17 protein-coding genes and 1 riboswitch are annotated in these 18,660 nt (G+C 56.1%); of the genes, 13 read left to right on the top strand and 4 right to left on the bottom strand.

The window, feature by feature from the left end; all coding sequences use genetic code 11:
• The first annotated feature begins 6 nt into the window (after nt 1-6).
• From HH216_RS20640 to HH216_RS20630, 3 genes are all read left to right on the top strand, one after another.
• Nucleotides 7-873, top strand: a complete 867-nt coding sequence (locus HH216_RS20640; protein ID WP_254448544.1) for a glycerophosphodiester phosphodiesterase family protein — start codon at nt 7-9, stop codon at nt 871-873.
• Between the two features lie 144 nt (nt 874-1,017).
• A complete protein-coding gene (locus HH216_RS20635; protein ID WP_169552512.1) occupies nt 1,018-1,893 on the top strand; it encodes a hypothetical protein in 876 nt (291 codons plus the stop codon).
• 141 nt (nt 1,894-2,034) lie between these two features.
• Nucleotides 2,035-3,141 (top strand): major royal jelly family protein, encoded by a 1,107-nt coding sequence (locus tag HH216_RS20630; RefSeq protein WP_254448543.1) that lies wholly within the window; start codon nt 2,035-2,037, stop codon nt 3,139-3,141.
• 230 nt (nt 3,142-3,371) lie between these two features.
• Here the strand turns inward: HH216_RS20630 and HH216_RS20625 are convergent, their stop codons facing one another.
• Entirely contained in the window at nt 3,372-3,935 is a 564-nt protein-coding gene (locus HH216_RS20625) for a type 1 glutamine amidotransferase domain-containing protein (protein ID WP_169552511.1), read from the bottom strand.
• Nucleotides 3,936-4,086: 151 nt separating this feature from the next.
• Between HH216_RS20625 and HH216_RS20620 the strand changes: the two genes are divergently transcribed.
• The gene (locus HH216_RS20620) at nt 4,087-4,923 is read left to right on the top strand and encodes a CvfB family protein (protein ID WP_169552510.1); all 837 of its coding nucleotides are present in this window, start codon (nt 4,087-4,089) and stop codon (nt 4,921-4,923) included.
• Nucleotides 4,924-4,968: 45 nt separating this feature from the next.
• A complete protein-coding gene (locus HH216_RS20615; protein ID WP_169552509.1) occupies nt 4,969-6,042 on the top strand; it encodes an endonuclease/exonuclease/phosphatase family protein in 1,074 nt (357 codons plus the stop codon).
• Between the two features lie 81 nt (nt 6,043-6,123).
• Here the strand turns inward: HH216_RS20615 and HH216_RS20610 are convergent, their stop codons facing one another.
• Nucleotides 6,124-8,262: an FUSC family protein gene (locus HH216_RS20610; protein ID WP_169552508.1), complete on the bottom strand. Its 2,139-nt coding sequence runs from the start codon at nt 8,260-8,262 to the stop codon at nt 6,124-6,126.
• A 48-nt stretch (nt 8,263-8,310) separates the two neighbouring features.
• Complete coding sequence (gene rpiB / locus HH216_RS20605; RefSeq protein ID WP_169552507.1) at nt 8,311-8,742, bottom strand: ribose 5-phosphate isomerase B; 432 nt, start codon at nt 8,740-8,742, stop codon at nt 8,311-8,313.
• Between the two features lie 115 nt (nt 8,743-8,857).
• Between rpiB and zwf the strand changes: the two genes are divergently transcribed.
• The 7 genes from zwf to HH216_RS20575 all read left to right on the top strand — a co-directional run bounded on the left by zwf (nt 8,858) and on the right by HH216_RS20575 (nt 16,699).
• Entirely contained in the window at nt 8,858-10,339 is a 1,482-nt protein-coding gene (gene zwf, locus HH216_RS20600; protein ID WP_169552506.1) for a glucose-6-phosphate dehydrogenase, read from the top strand.
• Nucleotides 10,340-10,654: 315 nt separating this feature from the next.
• Nucleotides 10,655-10,909 (top strand): molybdopterin-binding protein, encoded by a 255-nt coding sequence (locus tag HH216_RS26260; RefSeq protein WP_254448542.1) that lies wholly within the window; start codon nt 10,655-10,657, stop codon nt 10,907-10,909.
• A 29-nt stretch (nt 10,910-10,938) separates the two neighbouring features.
• Entirely contained in the window at nt 10,939-11,148 is a 210-nt protein-coding gene (locus tag HH216_RS26255; RefSeq protein ID WP_254448541.1) for a hypothetical protein, read from the top strand.
• A gap of 122 nt (nt 11,149-11,270) precedes the next feature.
• Nucleotides 11,271-12,980, top strand: a complete 1,710-nt coding sequence (locus HH216_RS20590; RefSeq protein WP_169552505.1) for an FAD-dependent oxidoreductase — start codon at nt 11,271-11,273, stop codon at nt 12,978-12,980.
• Nucleotides 12,981-13,180: 200 nt separating this feature from the next.
• Nucleotides 13,181-13,383, top strand: a riboswitch (cobalamin riboswitch).
• 168 nt (nt 13,384-13,551) lie between these two features.
• Nucleotides 13,552-15,879 carry a 5-methyltetrahydropteroyltriglutamate--homocysteine S-methyltransferase gene (metE, locus tag HH216_RS20585; RefSeq protein ID WP_169552504.1) on the top strand — a complete coding sequence of 776 codons (2,328 nt, stop codon included), beginning with the start codon at nt 13,552-13,554 and terminating at the stop codon, nt 15,877-15,879.
• Nucleotides 15,880-15,965: 86 nt separating this feature from the next.
• Nucleotides 15,966-16,391: an acyl-CoA thioesterase gene (locus HH216_RS20580; RefSeq protein WP_169552503.1), complete on the top strand. Its 426-nt coding sequence runs from the start codon at nt 15,966-15,968 to the stop codon at nt 16,389-16,391.
• Nucleotides 16,388-16,699, top strand: coding sequence for a hypothetical protein (locus HH216_RS20575; protein WP_169552502.1), 312 nt, complete (start codon nt 16,388-16,390; stop codon nt 16,697-16,699). The genes HH216_RS20580 and HH216_RS20575 overlap by 4 nt, the downstream gene beginning before the upstream one ends.
• Here the strand turns inward: HH216_RS20575 and HH216_RS20570 are convergent.
• The gene (locus tag HH216_RS20570; RefSeq protein ID WP_254448540.1) at nt 16,696-17,790 is read right to left on the bottom strand and encodes a DUF3078 domain-containing protein; all 1,095 of its coding nucleotides are present in this window, start codon (nt 17,788-17,790) and stop codon (nt 16,696-16,698) included. The genes HH216_RS20575 and HH216_RS20570 overlap by 4 nt on opposite strands.
• A gap of 107 nt (nt 17,791-17,897) precedes the next feature.
• On the opposite strand from HH216_RS20570, the gene msrA reads away from it, so the two are divergent.
• Complete coding sequence (gene msrA, locus HH216_RS20565) at nt 17,898-18,548, top strand: peptide-methionine (S)-S-oxide reductase MsrA (RefSeq protein ID WP_169552501.1); 651 nt, start codon at nt 17,898-17,900, stop codon at nt 18,546-18,548.
• Nucleotides 18,549-18,660: the final 112 nt, after the last annotated feature.

Raw genomic sequence — 18,660 nt, 5'->3', positions numbered from 1 at the left:
CGCTTTATGATGAACAAACTAATTCTTTGCCTACTTGTGCTCAGCACCCAACCGCTGCTGGCGCAGACGAAACTGAACCGGCAGGGGCACCGGGGGACGCGCGGACTGATGCCGGAGAATACCATTCAGGCCATGAAAAAGGCGCTGGATATTGGCGTCGAAACGCTGGAGCTGGACGTGGTTATCTCGAAAGATAAGCAGGTCGTCGTGTCGCATGATCCGTACATGACGGCTGAGATTACCAACAAACCCGACGGGACGCCTGTAACGGCAGCGGAGCAGAAAGACATCAAATTGTACCAGCTGACCTACGATCAGATCAAGAAGTACGATGTTGGTAGCCGCAAGCACCCGCAGTTCCCGGAGCAGACCAACTTCCGGGCATACAAGCCGCTGCTGACGGAGTTGATCGATTCGGTCGAGGCTTATGTGAAGGCGAAAAAACTCCCGAAGCCGAACTACAATATCGAGATTAAGATGAGCCCGCAGCCGGATAGCGTGTACAATCCGGGTCCGGCGGAGTTTGTCGGGCTGGTGATGCCGATCTGTCAGAAGAAGCTGGCCGTCGGTCGCTACAACATACAGTCGTTCGATGCCCGGCCGCTGCAACTCATTCACAAGCAGTACCCAACTGTGATGCTGGCGTATCTGACGGCTAACCCGAAAACGGTGGCGGAGAACCTGACGACGCTGGGCTTTACCCCCAATATTTACAGCCCGTACTACAAAACCGTAACCGACGAGACGGTGAAATTCTGCCACGATAAAGGTATGAAAATCATCCCGTGGACGGTGAACACAAAGCCCGAAATCGACAGTATGGTGAAACTGGGTGTCGACGGTATCATCACCGATTACCCGAATCTGTTTTAAGCGATTATCACTACCTTCCTCTCCACACGTCCGGCCGTCTTATGATGGCCGGACGTTTTCGTTTTGCGCTGGATACCAACGGGAGATCGGCTGGCGACTATTCCGACCGTTGCGCTACCTTGCTGGCCAAACGGCTCCGGACATATGCTAACGCACGGCTATTATTTCCACGATCCCCAACCCGATGATAAGATCTGCACCTTGCTCAGCATCGGCCTGGTAGGAGTGGACGTACACGATGATGTGTTCGAGCGGGGCATCGGGCAGGTCGACCACATCGTTTGCCTGGGCGATCGTGACCGGCTACTGCAATCGCCTGTGTCGACAACGGTGTGCTCTGACAGGCTAACTATTTTCAACACTGCGAGGGAATTGCTGGCCCTGCTGCCTGATCAGCCGACGTGCTTCGTGCTTGGTCCCGATGCGCGCGACTTGCGAATTACGCTGGCCCTGACCGAAATTAAACCAGAGTTGCAGCGTCGTGGTGTATGGCTTGCCTTTGTGATTGCCCCCGCTGCACCTACGGAGGATTGGATGGCCCTGCTGCGCGAACTGGAAAAGCGGATCAGCCGGGTGTATCTGTTTGAACCGGCTATGGACGGAAGGATGCCCATACGGGAAACGGTTTCGATAGCCGTGTTTTCGCTGATTCGCTTTCTGGAAAATTATGATGCTGGAAGGGATATATGTGCCCCCTGGAAAAGAAGCGGCCGGTTACTGGTAAGTCAGTGCGAAAACACTGGGCCGGATAGTATCAGTCAGTTGATCGCGCAGATGCCGCAGCGCCTGACCGACGAACAGTGCAATCTGCTGGCCACGAATCATGCGCTGCTCGACGTTCAATCCAATCCTGAACAGTACATCACATTACATGAGTTTTCCACTATGCGTAAGGCATTGGTTGACCCCTTCGCTAATAAAAAATTTAACATGCAGGTCAGCATCGACGAGTCGTTGCCTGAGCCGACAATCCGGGCGGTACTGGTTCTGTGGAAAACCCTGTGGCCGGAGCGAGCCTGAGGTCAGCGCAACAGCGCGGCTATTCGATAAAGAAGCTGTGCCGACCCATAACCGGAAGCCGTTATAGCGGGTTGTAGCATCAGACGGCCACCGGCAGTGACAAATGCTGCCCGCTGTCGATAGTTTATCAATTATAACGTTATGATGTACTCTTTCTTTAAGCAGGTGGCTGTAGCTGGCCTGTTGTTTACGTCGGCACTGACCGCGTCTGCCCAAAACGCCAAACTCGAACCCGTCTTCAAAGACGACACCTATCAGCTGACGGGCGTAGCCGTGTCGAAAACGGGCCGTATGTTTGTCAACTACCCGTACTGGAGCGATACCTACAAGTACGCGCTGGTGGAGGTGATGAAGGACGGTACCAAAAAACCGTATCCCGACGAAAGCTGGAACAGCTGGAAAATGGGCCAGGATCCGACCAATAAATGGGTGTGCGTGCAGTCGGAGTTTGTCGATGACAAAGACCGGCTGTGGGTGATCGACCCGGCCAGCCCAAAGCAGACGGGTGTTTACCGCGATGCGCACAAGCTGGTCTGTTTCGATCTGGCAACCAACAAAGTCATTAAGAGCTATTCGTTCAAAGGCATTGTTGGCCCGCTGAGTTACCTCAACGACATCCGGGTCGATACGAAGCGCGAGATCGTGTACATCACCGAATCGCAGCAGGGCGGCATCGCTATTGTCGACATCAAAAGCGGCAAAATCCGGATGGCCCTGCAAGGCGACCCATCGGTGAAAGCTGATCCCAATTTTAAATTTATCATTGACGGTCGGGTGCTGCGCGACGACAAAGGCCCCGTCGTGTTCAACTCCGATGGTCTGGCCCTGACCCCCGATGGCAATATGCTGTATTACAAGCCCCTGTCGGACGACAAGCTGTACCGCATTGAAACGAAGTATCTGCTCGATGAGAATATGGGCGACAAAGACGTGGCTGGTAAAGTCGACACGCTGGGCCGTTATACGACCACCGACGGGATGATTATCGACGATAAAAACCGGCTGTACCTGGGCGATATTCTGAACTACACCATGCTCCGGCTCGACGCTGGTCCGGGCACGAAAGCCCCGCTGAAGCGCGAAAATCTGGTGACCGATAAAACGCTGCTGCAATGGCCCGACAGCTACGCCATTCAGAACGGCTACCTATACATCACAACCTCGCAGATCGACCATATGGCCAAAAACAACGGCGGCAAATCGACCCGCAAACGGCCATACGAGGTGTTCCGCATGAAGATTGACTAACGTAGAAATGCAAAAACCATCCGACTATCCGCTGGATAGTCGGATGGTTTTTGCAGACGCTTGTAGAGACGCGAACGGTCCGGCGTCCCGGCCTTCGCGTCTCAGCACCCGGATGGTTATCACACCGGACGACTATTGCTGACGCGTGCTGAGACGCAAAGGATTGCGTCTCTACAAAAAAAACGGGCCACGGTTCTGAAACCGTGGCCCGTTTGCTATAATCGAATTGCTTACGCGTTGGCTTTTACGCCGGTGGCAAACAGCTCGATCATGCCTTTGTTAAATGCCGGAATATCGTCGGGATTGCGGCTTGTCACGAGGTTACCGTCCGTAACGACTTGCTCGTTGACCCAGTTGGCACCCGCGTTTTTCAGATCTGTTTTGATCGACGGAAACGATGTCATCGTTTTGCCATCAACTACGTCAGCTTCGATCAGCATGATCGGTGCGTGACAGATAGCCGCTACGGGTTTCTGTTCGCTGAAAAAATGCTTTACGAAAGCAACTGCCTTTTCGTCCTGACGCAGATTGTCGGGGTTGATAACACCGCCGGGCAGCAGCAGGGCATCATATTGTGATGGGTCGGCCGCGTCAAGGGCCAGGTCTACATCGTATGTATCGCCCCACTCGGTCATGTCCCACGCTTTCACATCGCCACCTTTCGGGGCAATGACGTGAGCCGTTGCGCCTGCTTCCTGTAGCGCCTTCCGGGGCTTGGTCATTTCTACTTCTTCGAAGCCTTCCGATAGCAGGATGGCTACTTTCTTACCACTCAGATTTTGTTCGGTGTTCATATAGTATTGAGATTAATTCCGCTCACACGGCTACCAGAATAACCACTTTGTTTGTCTATGGTTTATTAAAAAGTAGGTCTGGTCCTGGGTGGCGAAAGACCGGTTGCGCGTTGGTTTATCGTTATTTTTGCCGGACAAGCTTACTGTGCTTATGCTCGAAATTGGCCGAATCAACAAACTTATTGCCCTGCGTCAGACCAGCGTCGGGTTTTTTCTGGGGCATCCCGACGACGATCGTGACGACGTCCTGCTGCCCAACAAATACGTACCGGACGATCTGCGGGTTGAAGATGAAATCGACGTGTTTGTGTATACCGATTCGGAAGATCGCCCCATCGCGACTACGCTGACGCCCCACATCATGCGCGACGAGTTTGCCCCGCTGCCGGTGGTGGCCGTGTCGAATGTGGGTGCTTTCCTGAACTGGGGGCTGGAAAAAGATCTGCTCGTACCTTACCGGGAACAGAGCAAACCCATGCAGGAAGGGGAGTGGTACGTCGTTTTTCTGTACCTCGACGAAAGCACCGGCCGACTGGTGGCGTCGAGCAAAGTCAGTCGCTTTCTCGACCCCGACCCATCCGATCTGGTCGGAAATGATCCTGTCGATCTGCTGGCTTACGAAATTACCGATCTGGGCGTCAACGTGATTATCAACGATCGGTATCAGGGGCTGCTGTACCACAACGAGCTATTCCGGCCGGTACAGGTGGGTGATCGGATGCCGGGTTTCGTCAAACGCGTTCGCGACGATAACCGGGTCGATGTGAGTTTGCAGCAGATGGGTTTCGAGAACGTCGAGCCCAGCGCGCAGCGGATTCTGGAGGTGCTGCGCCAGGAGAAAGGCTTTCTGCCGTTGAACGACAGCAGCGCGCCGGAGGAGATTCACCGGGTACTGGAGATGAGTAAGAAAACGTTTAAAAAAGCAATCGGTACCCTGTACAAAGACCGCCGGATCGAGATTCGCGACGACGGTATTGCGCTGTTGTAAAGATGTTTTCCCTGTTTTATCCATTCGGTTCACGAGCTTACGTTTATGCCCACCCCTGATGCAATACTGATTGGCTACACTGTTCTTATCGTTGTCGTTTCGTTCATCAACCTCATTCCGCTCGACTATTGGTGGATTCGCATTTGGGATTTTCCGCACCTGCAACTGACCGTACTGGCGGCTGCGGGGCTGGTTGCCTGGGGCTGGTTTGGTAACCATTATTTCAATGACTGGCTGGTGCTGGTGCCGATTGGTTTGCTGGCAACGCTCTGTTACCAGTCGTGGCTGATTTACCCGTTCACCGCGCTGGCCAAAAAGCAGGTCGTCCGGCGCACGAATAGCGCCCCATCAGACCCCGACAATACGATCCGGCTGCTGGTGTCCAATGTGTTTCAGTACAACCGGGAGTATGACAAGGTGCTGTCGCTGATTAACCAGTACGAACCGGACGTGGTGATGCTGCTGGAAACGAATCAGCGGTGGAAAAACGACATGCAGTCCATCGAAAGCCGGTATCCGCACCAGGTTCTGCACCCGCTGGAAAACACCTACGGGCTGCTGCTGTACTCGAAACTGCCGATGACGCACCACGAACTACGGCACCTGATTCAGGACGATATTCCGTCGGTGTACATCCAGTTCAAACTACCGTCGGGCATACCGATTCACTTCTACGGCGTTCACCCGATGCCGCCCAGCCCCACCGAACACTACCGCTCAACAGAGCGCGATGCCGAACTGGTGCTGGTGGGTCGGGAAGCGCGAAAGCAGTCGGAGCCCGTTATCGTAGCGGGTGATCTGAACGACGTGGCCTGGTCGCACACGACGCGACTGTTTCAGCGCATCAGCGGTCTGTTCGATCCGCGTATCGGGCGGGGGCTGTTCAACACGTTTCACGCCAAATACCCCCCGCTGCGGTGGCCCCTCGACCACGTATTCGTGTCGTGCCACTTTCAGTTACAGCGCATCAAACGGCTCCCCAGCGTCGGTTCTGATCACTTCCCGATGTTTATCGAACTGACCTACGTCCCCGACGCCGAACGCCCCCACATCGAGAAGCCCCAGCCCGAAGGCAACGACCTCGACGAAGCCCAGGAAACGGTGGAGGAAGCGAAGTAGTTTGAGGTTTAACGTTTAATGTCTAATGTTTAAGGTTGCTTCGCGGTAGCCAACCTTAAACATTAGACATTAAACGTTAAACTATCCATTCAATCGCTCGATCACTTTGCCGATGTCGCTGCTGACCTGCTGCACGAAGTTGAGGTGCTCGCTCAGTTGGGCGTCGTCGGGTGGGGTTTTGCCGGGCGACGAGTCCAGCGCGGGTTGTTCGGGCGTTGGACCGATGCGGGGTTCGCCGAGCCGGTATAGGCCGTCGGTCAGGCTGACGATGGCGCGCCGAACCGGGCGCTGCACCGGAGCGGGGTATGTTTTCGACGGTTCGTTGAGCAAATCCGAGGTTAGCGTCGCGACGTTGGCCGACAGGATGTGGTTCAGCACCACAAATTCGTAGATCAGCTTTTCGTTGCGCTGTTTGTGCTTGGGTTCCGACAACATCCGGTCGAGGGCTGCCGAGAGGTTTGCCGAGGACACGTACACATCTTTGCGCGCCAGCTTGTACTCGACCAGACTGGGCGTTCGGCTCGTCAGGCAGTTGAGCAGCACCTGTACGTAGCGTAGATTGGCCCGCAGCGTGTTCCGCATGGGTAGTTGCAGCTGATCGGATTCCCAGCGGGGAAACAGCACATAACCCGCTGCCAGCGCCAGCAGGCCACCCATGAGCGTATCGAGAAACCGCTCTTCGACCACGCCGAGATAGTTGACACCCAGAAAATTGAGCAGAATCAGGATGTAAGGCGTCAGGAAAAAAACCATGACGATGTAATTGACCCGCTGCGCACTATAGGCCCCGACCATAAACACGATCATAAAGCCAATCTGCACCGGTCGATTGTTTACGAACGTCAGAATGAGCGCGCCGACGATACCCCCGGCCAGCGTACCGCCGATTCGCTCGAAATTGCGCTGACGCGTCAGGCTGAAGGCAGGCTTCAGAATCACCGATATCGTCAGCAGCACCCAGTAGCTGTGGTGTCCGTAGGCCAGCAAACGGGTCAGGACGAAGCCCATCAACATCGTCAGGGCCAGCCGCAGCGAATGACGAAACACCGACGAATTGAAGCTCAGATTATTACGAATCGACTTGAAATCAATTTCCTGATGCGACACAAACCGCCCGAACTCCAGGTCGTCGTTGTTTTTCGACAGCACAGAAGCGGGTGCTTTCATGTTGTTGCGGATCGTGCTGATGCGCTGCCCCAGATTCCGCAGGTTGATCAGAATCTTTTTCAGCACGAGCGTGCTGCCCTCCCGATCGCCCAATTCGTCGATGGCCTGTTTGAGCGTTTCCAGTTGGGGCGTCAGGTCGAAAGCCGGGCGGCTCGGTACGGCTACCGGCGATTGCACGGCCAGCCCGATATGATCGAGTTCGTTGGCCAGTTGCCGGATCAGACCCGCAATCATCGGCAGAATATCGGTATGGCCGAAGCGTTTACGCAGGGCCTCGTAGTCGTAATACATCGCCACCATCTGCTCGTACAGATCGACAATGTCCACGAACGTCAGCACCAGCAAACGGCCCGTTCGGGTGGTTTCGGCGACAAACCGGCGGCTTTTGAACAGCACTTCCCGAACGGCATCCTGCTTCTCACTCACCGCCACCTGCTGACTAACCAGATGCCGGTAATCGGTGTCGAGTTGAGTGCTGAGCGTGTAAAACTCCGATTTGACGTGCAAAAATTTAGCGACCTCGTGAATACACTGCCCCAATGTCTGTTGCGCCAGTCGGTAAGGCTGGAGCCGCGATGCCAGCAGGCTGATACCGGTGTACCAAAGGCCACCGGCCAGAATCAGACCACTTTCCTTGACGACGCCGACCGCATCGAGCGGGCGTTCCATCATCAGAATCATAATCAGAATCGCCCCTGTCCCCACCGATGTAGCGCGGGTGCCGTAGACGGCCAGCATGGAAAAAACGAAACTGACAACCAGAATCTCGATCGCCAGCGTGTAGTCGTTCAGGCGGGCAAAGCCGGTAAGCAGCGTGACCAGTACGGTCGACAGAACGGTTGCCAGCATGCCGTTTCGCCGGTGCATAACCGGCCCCGGCGCATCGCTCAGGCTAACCCCCAGCGCCCCAATCGACATCGCCATGCCGGTCGTGAGCGCATCGAACTGCGCCAGCACGAGCGACGGCAACAGAATAGCCAGCGTCGTGCGCAGCCCGTCGGAAAAATACTGGCTGGATAAAAAATAACCGACCTGACGGGTGGGTCTGTTCATGGCAGGAGTAGGTGGGCGTGGCTCATCGGGGTCTGCTGAACCTCGAGCCTACTGATCCAGTTCCTGAATCCGGGCGAGGTGACGGCCCCCTTCAAAGGGTGTATCGAGCCAGATTCGTACCAGTTTAAGCGCCGTGTCCTGATCCATCATCCGTTCGCCCAGCGAAATCACGTTGGCGTCGTTGTGCTGCCGCCCCAGCCGGGCCGATTCCTCATTCCAGCACAGAGCCGCCCGCACACCCTTGATCCGGTTAGACGTCATGGCCTCGCCGTTGCCCGATCCGCCCAGCACAACGCCCCGCTCGACCTCTCCAGCGGCCACGGCTTCGGCTACGGGCCGGATAAACAGCGGATAATCAACGGAAGGTGTCTCGGCGTAGGTGCCTTTGTCGACAACCGTGTGGCCGAGTTCGGTCAGCATAGTTTTTATGGCTTCTTTGTAGCGGAAGCCAGCGTGGTCGGAACCGATTGCAATGGTCATGGGCGTTATAGTATGAGTCGTGACTGTAAAACAAACACCGGGTCGGGTAGGAGTGTTTGTTGGAAAGGTCGGTATCTTGCGCCGACCTTTAGTCAGATATACAACCTGCTAATCTATGATTCCTGCAACGAACCAGCGGCCGGGACCCACCGTCCTCTTCATTTTTGGCGGTAGCGGAGACCTGAACCTGCGTAAGCTGACGCCCGCCCTTTACAATCTATTTATTGAAAAATATTTGCCCGAGCAATTTGCCGTGGTAGGTCTGGGCCGTAGCGAATACAGCGATGAGAGCTTTCGCGAACGGCTGCTCGACGGGGTGAAAAAATTCTCCCGCCGTAAAGACGGGCCGTGGGATGAGTTTGCACCCTGCCTGTCGTACCTGCAAATGGACGCGGGTGACGCCAATGCCTATCAGCTGCTGGCCGACTACGTGGGTAAGAAAGAGCAGGAGTGGGGCGAACGGCCAAGCGTGCTGTTTTACCTCGCCGTGGCGCCCCAGCTTGTGCCCGGGATCGCCGAAAATCTGGGTAAACTGGATCTCTGCACCGACAAGGCCCACGTTCGGATCGTGGTTGAGAAACCGTTTGGGCACGACCTGAAAACGGCGCAGGAACTCAACACGCTGCTTGGTGGGCTGTTTGCCGAAGAGCAGATCTACCGGATCGACCATTACCTCGGCAAAGAAACGGTACAGAATATTCTGGCGCTGCGCTTCGCCAACTCCCTCTTTGAACCCATCTGGAACCGGCAGTACGTAGAGTCGGTACAGATCACGGCGGCCGAAACCGTCGGGCTGGAAGGGCGGGGCGGCTACTACGAGGAGTCGGGCGCGCTGCGCGACATGATTCAGAACCACCTCTTGCAGGTGATGTGCATGGTCGCGACGGAAGCCCCCATTTCGTTCGATGCCAACGAAGTGCGGAACAAAACAGTGGAAGTGCTCAACGCTATTCGGCCCATCGACCCGTCTCATGCGGTGCGCGGTCAGTACGGCCCCGGTAAAGTCGATGGCAAGGACATTCCGGGCTACCGCGAAGAAAAAGGCGTCGACCCCGAATCAGCGACAGAGACGTTTGCCGCTGTGAAGCTGTACGTCAACAACTGGCGGTGGGAGAACGTACCGTTTTACCTGCGGACGGGGAAAGTGCTGCCCGAAAAAGCAACGGTGATTACCATTCAGTTCAAACCCGCTCCGCACTACGCTTTCCCCGAAGAAGCGTCGAAAGAGTGGCGGGCTAACCGACTGATTATTGGTATTCAACCCAATATGGACATCCGGTTGCAGTTCCAGGCCAAGCGTCCGGGCCAAACGCTCGCCATCGACCCGGTTGAGATGGTGTTTAGTTACAAAACGGCCTATGAAGGGCAGGAGCCGGAAGCCTACGAAACGCTGCTGCTCGACGCCATGACTGGCGACGCGACGCTGTTCATGCGGGCCGATCAGGTCGAAGCGGCCTGGAAGGTGGTAACGCCAATCATTGAAAACTGGGACAACACGAAGCCAACCGATTTTCCGAACTACGAGCCCGGTACCTGGGGCCCCGAAGCGGCCATGAAGCTGATCGAGAACGACGGTTTCCACTGGACGATGAAGTAAGGCCGACCAGATTTGGCAGTAGATTTTGTAGAGACGCAATCGCACCGGTGACCCGGACGTTGCGTCTCTTTTTTTGCGCCAGCCTAGATCACACTGGGCTGGGAGTAGGTAGTGCCATCCAGTTGTGTAGAGACGCGATCCTTCGCGTCTCAGCACGCGTCAGCCCGGATGCGTCAGCAACAACGCCATCCGGTGCAAAAACCATCCGGGGGCTGAGACGCGAAGGGTCGCGTCTCTACATATATCAATCGTGCCATCCGACAGTAAAAGACAACGATCGGCCGTTATATTTGTGAAAATATAACGGCCTTTTCTATGAATGGCTCACGGGCAAAAATTCAACTTCTGTTTACTGTTGTCGCGCTGCTGCTGACGACGATTTCATTTGCCCAGACGATCACGATTTCGGGCGAACTTACCAAACCGCTGACCCTGAAACCAGCCGACATCAAGGCCATGTCGCACACTGCCGTCACCACCACTGACCGCGACGGTAAGGAACATACTTACTCGGGCATCCCCCTGATTGCGCTGCTGAATCAGGCGGGGCCAGTACGGGGACTGCGCTGAAAGGGAAGAACCTGACCAAATACGTCGTCGTGAAAGCTGCCGATGGCTACGAAGTCGTATTTGCACTCGCCGAGCTTGATCCCGACTTTTCGACGCGCACGATTTTACTGGCCGACAGCGTCGATGGGGCTCCGCTGGCCGATGGCATGGGGCCGTACCGGGTGGTGGTGCCCGGCGAAAAGAAACCTGCCCGCTGGATTCGTCAGGTGACGGAGATGGCCGTAAAACTGGCGAAGTAGGTCCGGCGGAAGCAGAGCCAGATAAGTTGGCCGGTGTAGGTGCATCCTACGAATTTTGTTAGTTTGCCCTCTCACTTTTCCCGGATAAGACGGCGCATGACCGGTGCGCTCCGGTTTTTCGCATGAATCGACGTTCGTTTATTAGTCAACTGTCTGCCGTTGGCGGAACAGCCCTGACAACCTCTCTGCCCGCGTTTTCTGCCACAAAGCATGACACAACGCGCCGTGCTACGGCCACTGGTTATACGGCAGACGTGGTTATTGCGGGCGGAGGTGTGGGTGGTTGCGCGGCTGCGCTGAGTGCCCTGCGTACCGGGAAAACGGTTGTGATGACCGAAGAAACAGACTGGATTGGCGGGCAACTGACGCAGCAGGGCGTTCCGCCCGACGAACACCAGTGGATTGAAACTCACGGGGCTACCCGCCTGTATCGACAGTACCGGAACGCCGTCCGCGACTTCTATCGGCAGTATTACCCGCTGACCGAAACGGCCCGTGCGCAACCGTACCTGAATCCGGGTGACGGTGCCGTGTCGCGACTCAGCCACGAACCGCGTGTATCGCTGATCGTATTGCAACAGCTGCTGGCTCCGTATCTGAGTGCGGGTAAGCTGACGCTGTTGCTCGACCACAAAATCAGCGGGGCCGACGTGCAGGGCGACCGGGTGCGTGCCTTAACCGCCCGAAATCGCCAAACCGGGCGCGAACTTGTGCTGACGGCCCCGTACTTCGTCGACGCTACCGAACTCGGCGATCTGCTGCCGATGACCAAAACCGAGTTTGTGACCGGGGCTGAATCCCGTGCCGATACCCGCGAACTCCACGCCCCCGAACAGGCCGACCCCAAAAATGTGCAGGCGTTCACGATGTGCTTCGCGATGGACTATGTTCCTGGTGAAAATCACATCATCGATAAGCCGCGTGAGTACGATTTCTGGCGTAACCACACGCCCGTGCTGAAACCAGCCTGGTCGGGAAAACTGCTGTCGCTGTCGTACTCGAACCCGAAAACACTGGACCCCAAAACGCTGGGCTTTCAGCCCGAGGGTGCCAAAACTGGCGATGCGCTAAACCTCTGGAATTACCGGCGCATCATCAGTCGGGCGAATTTCGAGTCGGGGTTCTATAAGGGCGACATCAGCAGTGTCAACTGGCCACAAAACGACTACGCGCTGGGGAATCTAATTGGTGCGTCGGAGAAAGAATTCGCCCGACACGTCGACCGGGCAAAGCAGCTGAGTCTGTCGTTACTGTACTGGCTGCAAACCAAAGTGCCGCGCCCCGATGGTGGGCAAGGCTGGCCCGGCCTTCGACTCCGCCCCGACGTGATGGGTACCACCGATGGGCTGGCCAAATACCCGTACATCCGGGAAGCCCGGCGCATCAAACCCGTCTTCCGCGTATTGGAAGAATACGTTGGAGCCGATAACCGGGCGCTGATTACGGGGCAGAAAACCGGGAATAAAGCCGCGCCCTTCGCCGACAGTGTTGGTATCGGCTACTACCATATCGACCTGCACCCCAGTACCAGCGGCAACAACTACATCGACTTTGGGTCGTTGCCGTTTCAGATACCGTTGGGGGCTTTACTGCCGCAACGAATGGAAAATCTGCTGCCCGCCTGTAAAAATATCGGTACGACACACATCACCAACGGCTGTTACCGACTGCACCCCGTCGAGTGGAGCATCGGCGAAGCGGTTGGGGCGTTGATTTCGTTTGCCATCGATAGAAAGGTGCCACCCCGTGCCGTGCGCGAAAAGCAAAACCTGTTGGCCGACTTTCAGCAACTGATTCGTTCGCAGGGTATCGATACGCAGTGGCCTGCCTAGTCCGGTCATCAGCGAGTGGGGCAGCAAATCTCGTCGACCGACGGTTTTGCCAGAAAAAATCTGGTCGGATAAGCGTTTGAGGGTCAGGCGGCAACACCGGGCTATGACCTGCGCGGCCAGTCTGCTTACGGTGGGCCGGGTGCGTCATCGTTGTGATTGTCCGGCCAATGCGACTAGCTTTGCCCCAACGTTCTTTGTTTTCCGTCAAACAGGCTATTGGTTTTCCTGAGAGGTTCAGGAGATTAAAAAGGAATCGTGTGAAATTCACGAGCAGACGTTGCTACTGTCAGTGACCATCAGAAAAGGGTTTGCCCTCGATGTCCATTGTCCCCGTTACCAGGGGATGAGAAGGACGGCAAATACCGTCACAAGCCAGGAGACTTGCCCTTAGCCTTGCTGATTACGCCCACACGGCCCTGGGTTCTATCACGTATTGACCACTTTTTCCCGTTTCATTTTTCCGCTCCATCACCGGGGCCGGGTGTGGTGTGTCGTATCGATAGAGTTTGGAGTTGGGTAGGCGTATGGAGTTCGGCATCGAACGCGATCAACCATTTTTCAAACCATTTTTATGATCGCACACAATCTCGGCTATCCACGAATTGGTAGCCACCGCGAACTCAAACGGGCCTGCGAACAGTTCTGGGCCAACAAAATCACGTGTCAGCAGCTAGAGGACGTCGGGCGGCAAATCCGCACCGATAACTGGCTGACCCAACAGCAGGCGGGCATCGCGCTCGTTCCCTGCAACGACTTCTCGTTCTACGATCAGGTGCTCGACCTGTCGCTGACGGTAGGGGCCATTCCACCCCGTTTCCAGCCGCTGCTCGACAGTGCCGAACCGGACGATGACCACCTGACGCTGTACTTCGCCATGGCGCGGGGTTATCAGCAGAACGGCCTCGACCTGAAAGCGATGGAGATGACCAAGTGGTTCGACACAAACTACCACTACATCGTTCCGGAATTCTCGAAAGACCAGTCGTTTACGTTGCTGTCGGAACGCATCTTCACCCAGTTCGATGAAGCCCGGCAGACGCTTGGCGTGGTGCCGAAACCGGTGCTGATTGGCCCCGTGACGTATCTGTTGCTGGGCAAAGAGAAAGACGTCGACTTTGACCGGCTGGACCTGATCGACCGGCTGCTGCCCGTCTACGAACAGATACTGAGTCGCCTTCAAACGCAGGGTGCCACTTGGATTCAACTGGATGAACCGGGTCTGTCGCTCGACCTGACCGATGCCCAACGCGCGGTGTTCGCCAAAACCTACGCCCGGCTACGCGGACAATTCCCCGACCTGAACATCCTGCTGGCGTCGTATTTCGACTGCTACGGCGACAACCTGAACCTGGCCCTGCAACTGCCCGTCGACGCGCTGCACCTCGATCTGGTCCGCTGCCCAAGCCAACTGGACGACATCCTCCAAACTGATTTTGCCAGCAAGTCGACGCAGCTTTCAATAGGCGTCATCAACGGGCGGAATATCTGGATCAATGATCTGGAAAAGTCGCGACAGACGATCCAGCGGGTTGTCAATGCTATTGGTAGTGAGCGGGTTATGCTGGCACCATCGTGTTCGCTGCTGCACGTTCCCTGCGATTTGGCTAACGAAACGGCCGAGCAGGGCCTGACGCCCGAAATCAAGCAATGGCTGGCCTTCGCCCGGCAAAAACTGGACGAACTGGCCACGCTCACGACGCTGTTCAACGACCCCGCCAATGCGTCAGCGAATGCGGTTCTGGCGGCAAACCAGCAGGCCATCACCGCCCGGAAAGAGTCAGCGCTGATTAATCGACCGGCGGTGCAGAACAGGGTGCGCCAACTGACGGAGCAGGATGCACAGCGTAATGCGTCGTTCGTAGACCGGCAGGCGGAGCAGCACGCGCATCTGCAATTGCCCCTGTTCCCGACGACGACAATCGGTTCGTTTCCGCAGACGGACGCCGTGCGGGCCAACCGGGCGAAGTGGAAGAAAGGCGAGAAGACGCTGGCGCAGTACGACGATTTTATCCGGCAGGAAACTGAACAGGCTATTCGCTGGCAGGAAGAAATTGGCCTTGACGTACTTGTTCACGGCGAATTCGAGCGCAACGACATGGTCGAATATTTCGGTGAACTGCTCGACGGTTTTGCGTTCAGCGAAAACGGCTGGGTACAGAGCTACGGGTCCCGTTGCGTGAAACCACCGATCATTTACGGCGATGTACACCGCCCCGAACCCATGACGGTGCGCTGGGCACAGTACGCGCAGTCGCTGACGCCGAAGCCGGTAAAAGGAATGCTCACCGGCCCCGTCACGATCCTGCAATGGTCATTCGTGCGCGACGATCAGCCCCGGCGCGACACCTGCCTGCAAATCGCGCTGGCGGTGCGCGATGAGGTGGTCGACCTGGAAAAAGCAGGTATTCAGGTGATTCAGATTGATGAACCGGCCCTGCGGGAAGGCCTGCCCCTGCGTCGGGAAAACTGGGCGGCTTACCTCGACTGGGCGGTGCGGGCGTTCCGCGTATCGGCCTCGGGCGTACAGGACCGGACGCAGATTCACACGCACATGTGCTACGCCGAATTCAACGACATCATCCAGTCCATCGCCGACCTCGACGCCGACGTGATTACGATTGAAACGTCGCGTTCGCAGATGGAACTGCTCGATGCTTTCGCCCGCTTCAACTACCCCAACGAGATCGGGCCGGGCGTGTACGACATTCATAGTCCCCGCGTCCCGACGACGGCCGAAATGATCGACCTGCTGCAAAAAGCGGGCGACGTGCTGCCCGCCCGCAACCTGTGGGTCAACCCCGACTGCGGCCTGAAAACCCGCCATTGGCCCGAAACCACCGAAGCCCTGCGCAACATGGTGCAGGCCGCGCAAACCGCGCGGGAATCAATAGTTATCTAGTTTGTAGTTCGTGGTTTGTGGTTGCGCCAGTCCCGGCGGGGCATCGCAACTACAAACCACGAACTACAAACCGCAAACCCAATTTCATGTCCCAACTCACATTTCCCACGCTGGCGGACCGTATCGATGCGGCTGAAACCCGCGTGTTCAAGGCCGTTTTTCCGAGTACGACTAACCATTACGACACCCTGTTTGGCGGTACGGCCCTGCAACTGATGGATGAGGTCGCGTTTATTGCCGCGACTCGGTTTTCGCGCAAACGCATGGTCACAGTGTCGTCCGACAAGATCAATTTTACCAAGTCGATACCGGCCGGAACGATCATTGAACTTATCGGGCGAGTTGAGCACGTGGGCAATACGAGCATCCGCGTGGCCGTCGAAATTTTCGTCGAAGAGATGTACTCGATGGAGCGGCACCCGGCCATTCACGGCACGTTCACGTTTGTCGCGCTGGACGAAAACAAGAAACCCATCCGCATTCTGGACCCGACCGATTCACCCGAACCATGATCTGCAAAGCCAGTACCACGCTTAAAAAAACGGACACAGACGGACGGATTCCCGCCTACACGCTCGATCAATACGTTCGTAGTGAACTGAGCAAACAGTTGATCGAAGCCGTAAAACCGACCTTGTCGGTGAGCCGTGACAATACCGATGCGCCAACCGTCGATTTTAAGACCGAACTGGTCCTGCTGACGTCAGCGCAGTGGCAGTACCTGAAAGACGTATTTCTGTTTACATCAGTCCAGTTGCCCAAAGCACAAAAAACGGTCATTCAGCAGCTAATTGACCGGATTGAAAGCCGGACCACCTAAAACCGGCCGGGCTGAATGGTGTAAATGGTTTTGGAATCGACGTTCTTTTTCTTCGCCGGTAGGAACGTACTGACGTTGTAAACCAGGCCTAGCGCCAGTGTCTGCTGAAGTTGCAGCCGGTTGCTGAAGTCGCGGTCGTAGAGGCCAATCAGGTTAAACGTCGTACTCATGTACCGGTTGATTTTGGCGGTAAACGTCAGGTCGAGCCGGTGAACGGCGTAGCTCAGCCGGGCGTATTCGGAGAAAAACTGGTAGCGGGCATTGAGCGAAATGTTTTCGGTCAGGTCGCGGTTGAGCACCGCCTGTAGCTGAAACGCCAGCACCTGCCCCCGCAGATTCCGACCGGGCGGCACGCCGTAAACGGTAGCCGTGGGGTCGGGTCTGTATAAGCCGGCCGAATCCTGCCGGACGCGCACGCTCTGATCGGCAATGTACGTCAGGCGGGGAGCAAACGGACTCATCCGGATGGCAAACCAGGTCGTTGGTTTGTAAGAAACGCCGAGGGCAAGGGTTAGTTGAGCGGGCGTCAGGAAATTGGCGATTTGCAGCCGGGTCCGGTCGGCGGGGAGGGCGTCGTAGCGATAGCCGGGCGCGAAAAACGTGTTGAAGTACCCCCAACCAATGATATCCCACTTCGGAGCGACTTTGACCCCAACCACCGAAATCAGCACAACCTGATCCGCCGTTTTGAGCGTCGACCCGGCCTGTCGGCTGTAACCCAGTTGCAGGTCGGCGGTGTTGTCCCACGAGATGTTTTTTCGCAGGTAGAGGGCGCGGGCCGTGATGACGCCCCCCAACGCAATCGAATTGGTGCCGCCCCCCGACCAGTTGCTGAAACTGGCCTGATTAAAGTTCAGATTACCCACAAACGACCGCTGCCAGTAGGTCGTGTCGGGTTTTTTGAGGACGGTTTTGAAATTGGTCTTGACCTGAACCGAATCGCTTTTCGGCACGACGATGTTGATCGAATCGCGGTGGGGCGTTACCACCTGAATGGTGTCCTGCGCGATAGCAGAGGTAACGCTTGATACAAGTAACAGCAGCCAGTAGTTGTAGCGCATGGTAAGTACGAAGTAAGATACGGTAGTCATCGGATTGGTTACCGACGGATTCAGGATACATACTACCGAAGCCCGGTGGTTGTTTTGAGCCGGGCCAGCCGACGAATTAACTAGCCTGTTTTCGTGTTTTACGGGTGATGAAAAAACGCACGAAAACCAGTCTGTTTGCCGCCCTGACCGTTCTGTTACTCGGTTGTTCGATGGGACAGGCTCCCGACAATAGGCCCGCTAAACTACCCGCTTTGAAGCCAGGGGAAGTAGTCGCTACGTTTGCGGGTGGCTGCTTCTGGGCGACGGAAGAAGCCTTCGACCGGTTGAAGGGCGTAAACGAAGTTGTGTCGGGCTACGCGGGCAGCGACTACCCCAGCCCGACCTACGCCGATGTCAGCACCGATCAGACCGACCACGCCGAATCGGTGCAGGTGTATTATGACCCCAAACAAATCAGTTACGGGCAGTTGCTCACGGCTTTCTTTGCCGCCCACGACCCCACGACGCTCAACAAGCAGGGACCGGATGTGGGGAAGCATTACCGGTCGATGGCGTTCTACCGCACTGAGTCGGAGCACCGACAACTAGTGAATGCAATTCAAAAATTGGATAAGTCCGGCCAGTTCAAAGACCCGGTCGTAACGGAGGTTGTGCCGTTTAAGGCGTTTTACCCTGCCGAAGGGTACCACCAGAATTACTGCAAAGCTCACCCCTGGCAGCTATACATTCAGACGGTTTCAATGCCCAAGATTCATCATATGGAAAAGGCAATGGACGGGCAGTTGAAGGCTGAATGAAGGGTGTAAACCGGGCAGAACGCAGCGGTGGTCTGGGTAGACCGTTTTGACTATTAGGCTTATGATCCATCTGATAAGCCACAAGAACATGTTCAGTCCCATCTTATCTGAA

Source organism: Spirosoma rhododendri (genome assembly GCF_012849055.1).
GTDB classification, from domain to species: Bacteria; Bacteroidota; Bacteroidia; order Cytophagales; family Spirosomataceae; genus Spirosoma; species Spirosoma rhododendri.
Note: the sequence above shows the minus strand (reverse complement) of the source record. Positions and strands in the feature narration are given on the sequence as shown.

Excerpts from the sequence above, each read along its gene's own strand:
- HH216_RS20640 (WP_254448544.1), top strand. The coding sequence starts at position 7 with ATGATGAACAAACTAATTCTTTGCCTACTTGTGCTCAGCACCCAACCG.
- HH216_RS20635 (WP_169552512.1), top strand. The coding sequence starts at position 1,018 with ATGCTAACGCACGGCTATTATTTCCACGATCCCCAACCCGATGATAAG.
- HH216_RS20630 (WP_254448543.1), top strand. The coding sequence starts at position 2,035 with ATGATGTACTCTTTCTTTAAGCAGGTGGCTGTAGCTGGCCTGTTGTTT.
- HH216_RS20625 (WP_169552511.1), bottom strand. The coding sequence starts at position 3,935 with ATGAACACCGAACAAAATCTGAGTGGTAAGAAAGTAGCCATCCTGCTA.
- HH216_RS20620 (WP_169552510.1), top strand. The coding sequence starts at position 4,087 with ATGCTCGAAATTGGCCGAATCAACAAACTTATTGCCCTGCGTCAGACC.
- HH216_RS20615 (WP_169552509.1), top strand. The coding sequence starts at position 4,969 with ATGCCCACCCCTGATGCAATACTGATTGGCTACACTGTTCTTATCGTT.
- HH216_RS20610 (WP_169552508.1), bottom strand. The coding sequence starts at position 8,262 with ATGAACAGACCCACCCGTCAGGTCGGTTATTTTTTATCCAGCCAGTAT.
- rpiB (WP_169552507.1), bottom strand. The coding sequence starts at position 8,742 with ATGACCATTGCAATCGGTTCCGACCACGCTGGCTTCCGCTACAAAGAA.
- zwf (WP_169552506.1), top strand. The coding sequence starts at position 8,858 with ATGATTCCTGCAACGAACCAGCGGCCGGGACCCACCGTCCTCTTCATT.
- HH216_RS26260 (WP_254448542.1), top strand. The coding sequence starts at position 10,655 with ATGAATGGCTCACGGGCAAAAATTCAACTTCTGTTTACTGTTGTCGCG.
- HH216_RS20590 (WP_169552505.1), top strand. The coding sequence starts at position 11,271 with ATGAATCGACGTTCGTTTATTAGTCAACTGTCTGCCGTTGGCGGAACA.
- metE (WP_169552504.1), top strand. The coding sequence starts at position 13,552 with ATGATCGCACACAATCTCGGCTATCCACGAATTGGTAGCCACCGCGAA.
- HH216_RS20580 (WP_169552503.1), top strand. The coding sequence starts at position 15,966 with ATGTCCCAACTCACATTTCCCACGCTGGCGGACCGTATCGATGCGGCT.
- HH216_RS20575 (WP_169552502.1), top strand. The coding sequence starts at position 16,388 with ATGATCTGCAAAGCCAGTACCACGCTTAAAAAAACGGACACAGACGGA.
- HH216_RS20570 (WP_254448540.1), bottom strand. The coding sequence starts at position 17,790 with ATGACTACCGTATCTTACTTCGTACTTACCATGCGCTACAACTACTGG.
- msrA (WP_169552501.1), top strand. The coding sequence starts at position 17,898 with ATGAAAAAACGCACGAAAACCAGTCTGTTTGCCGCCCTGACCGTTCTG.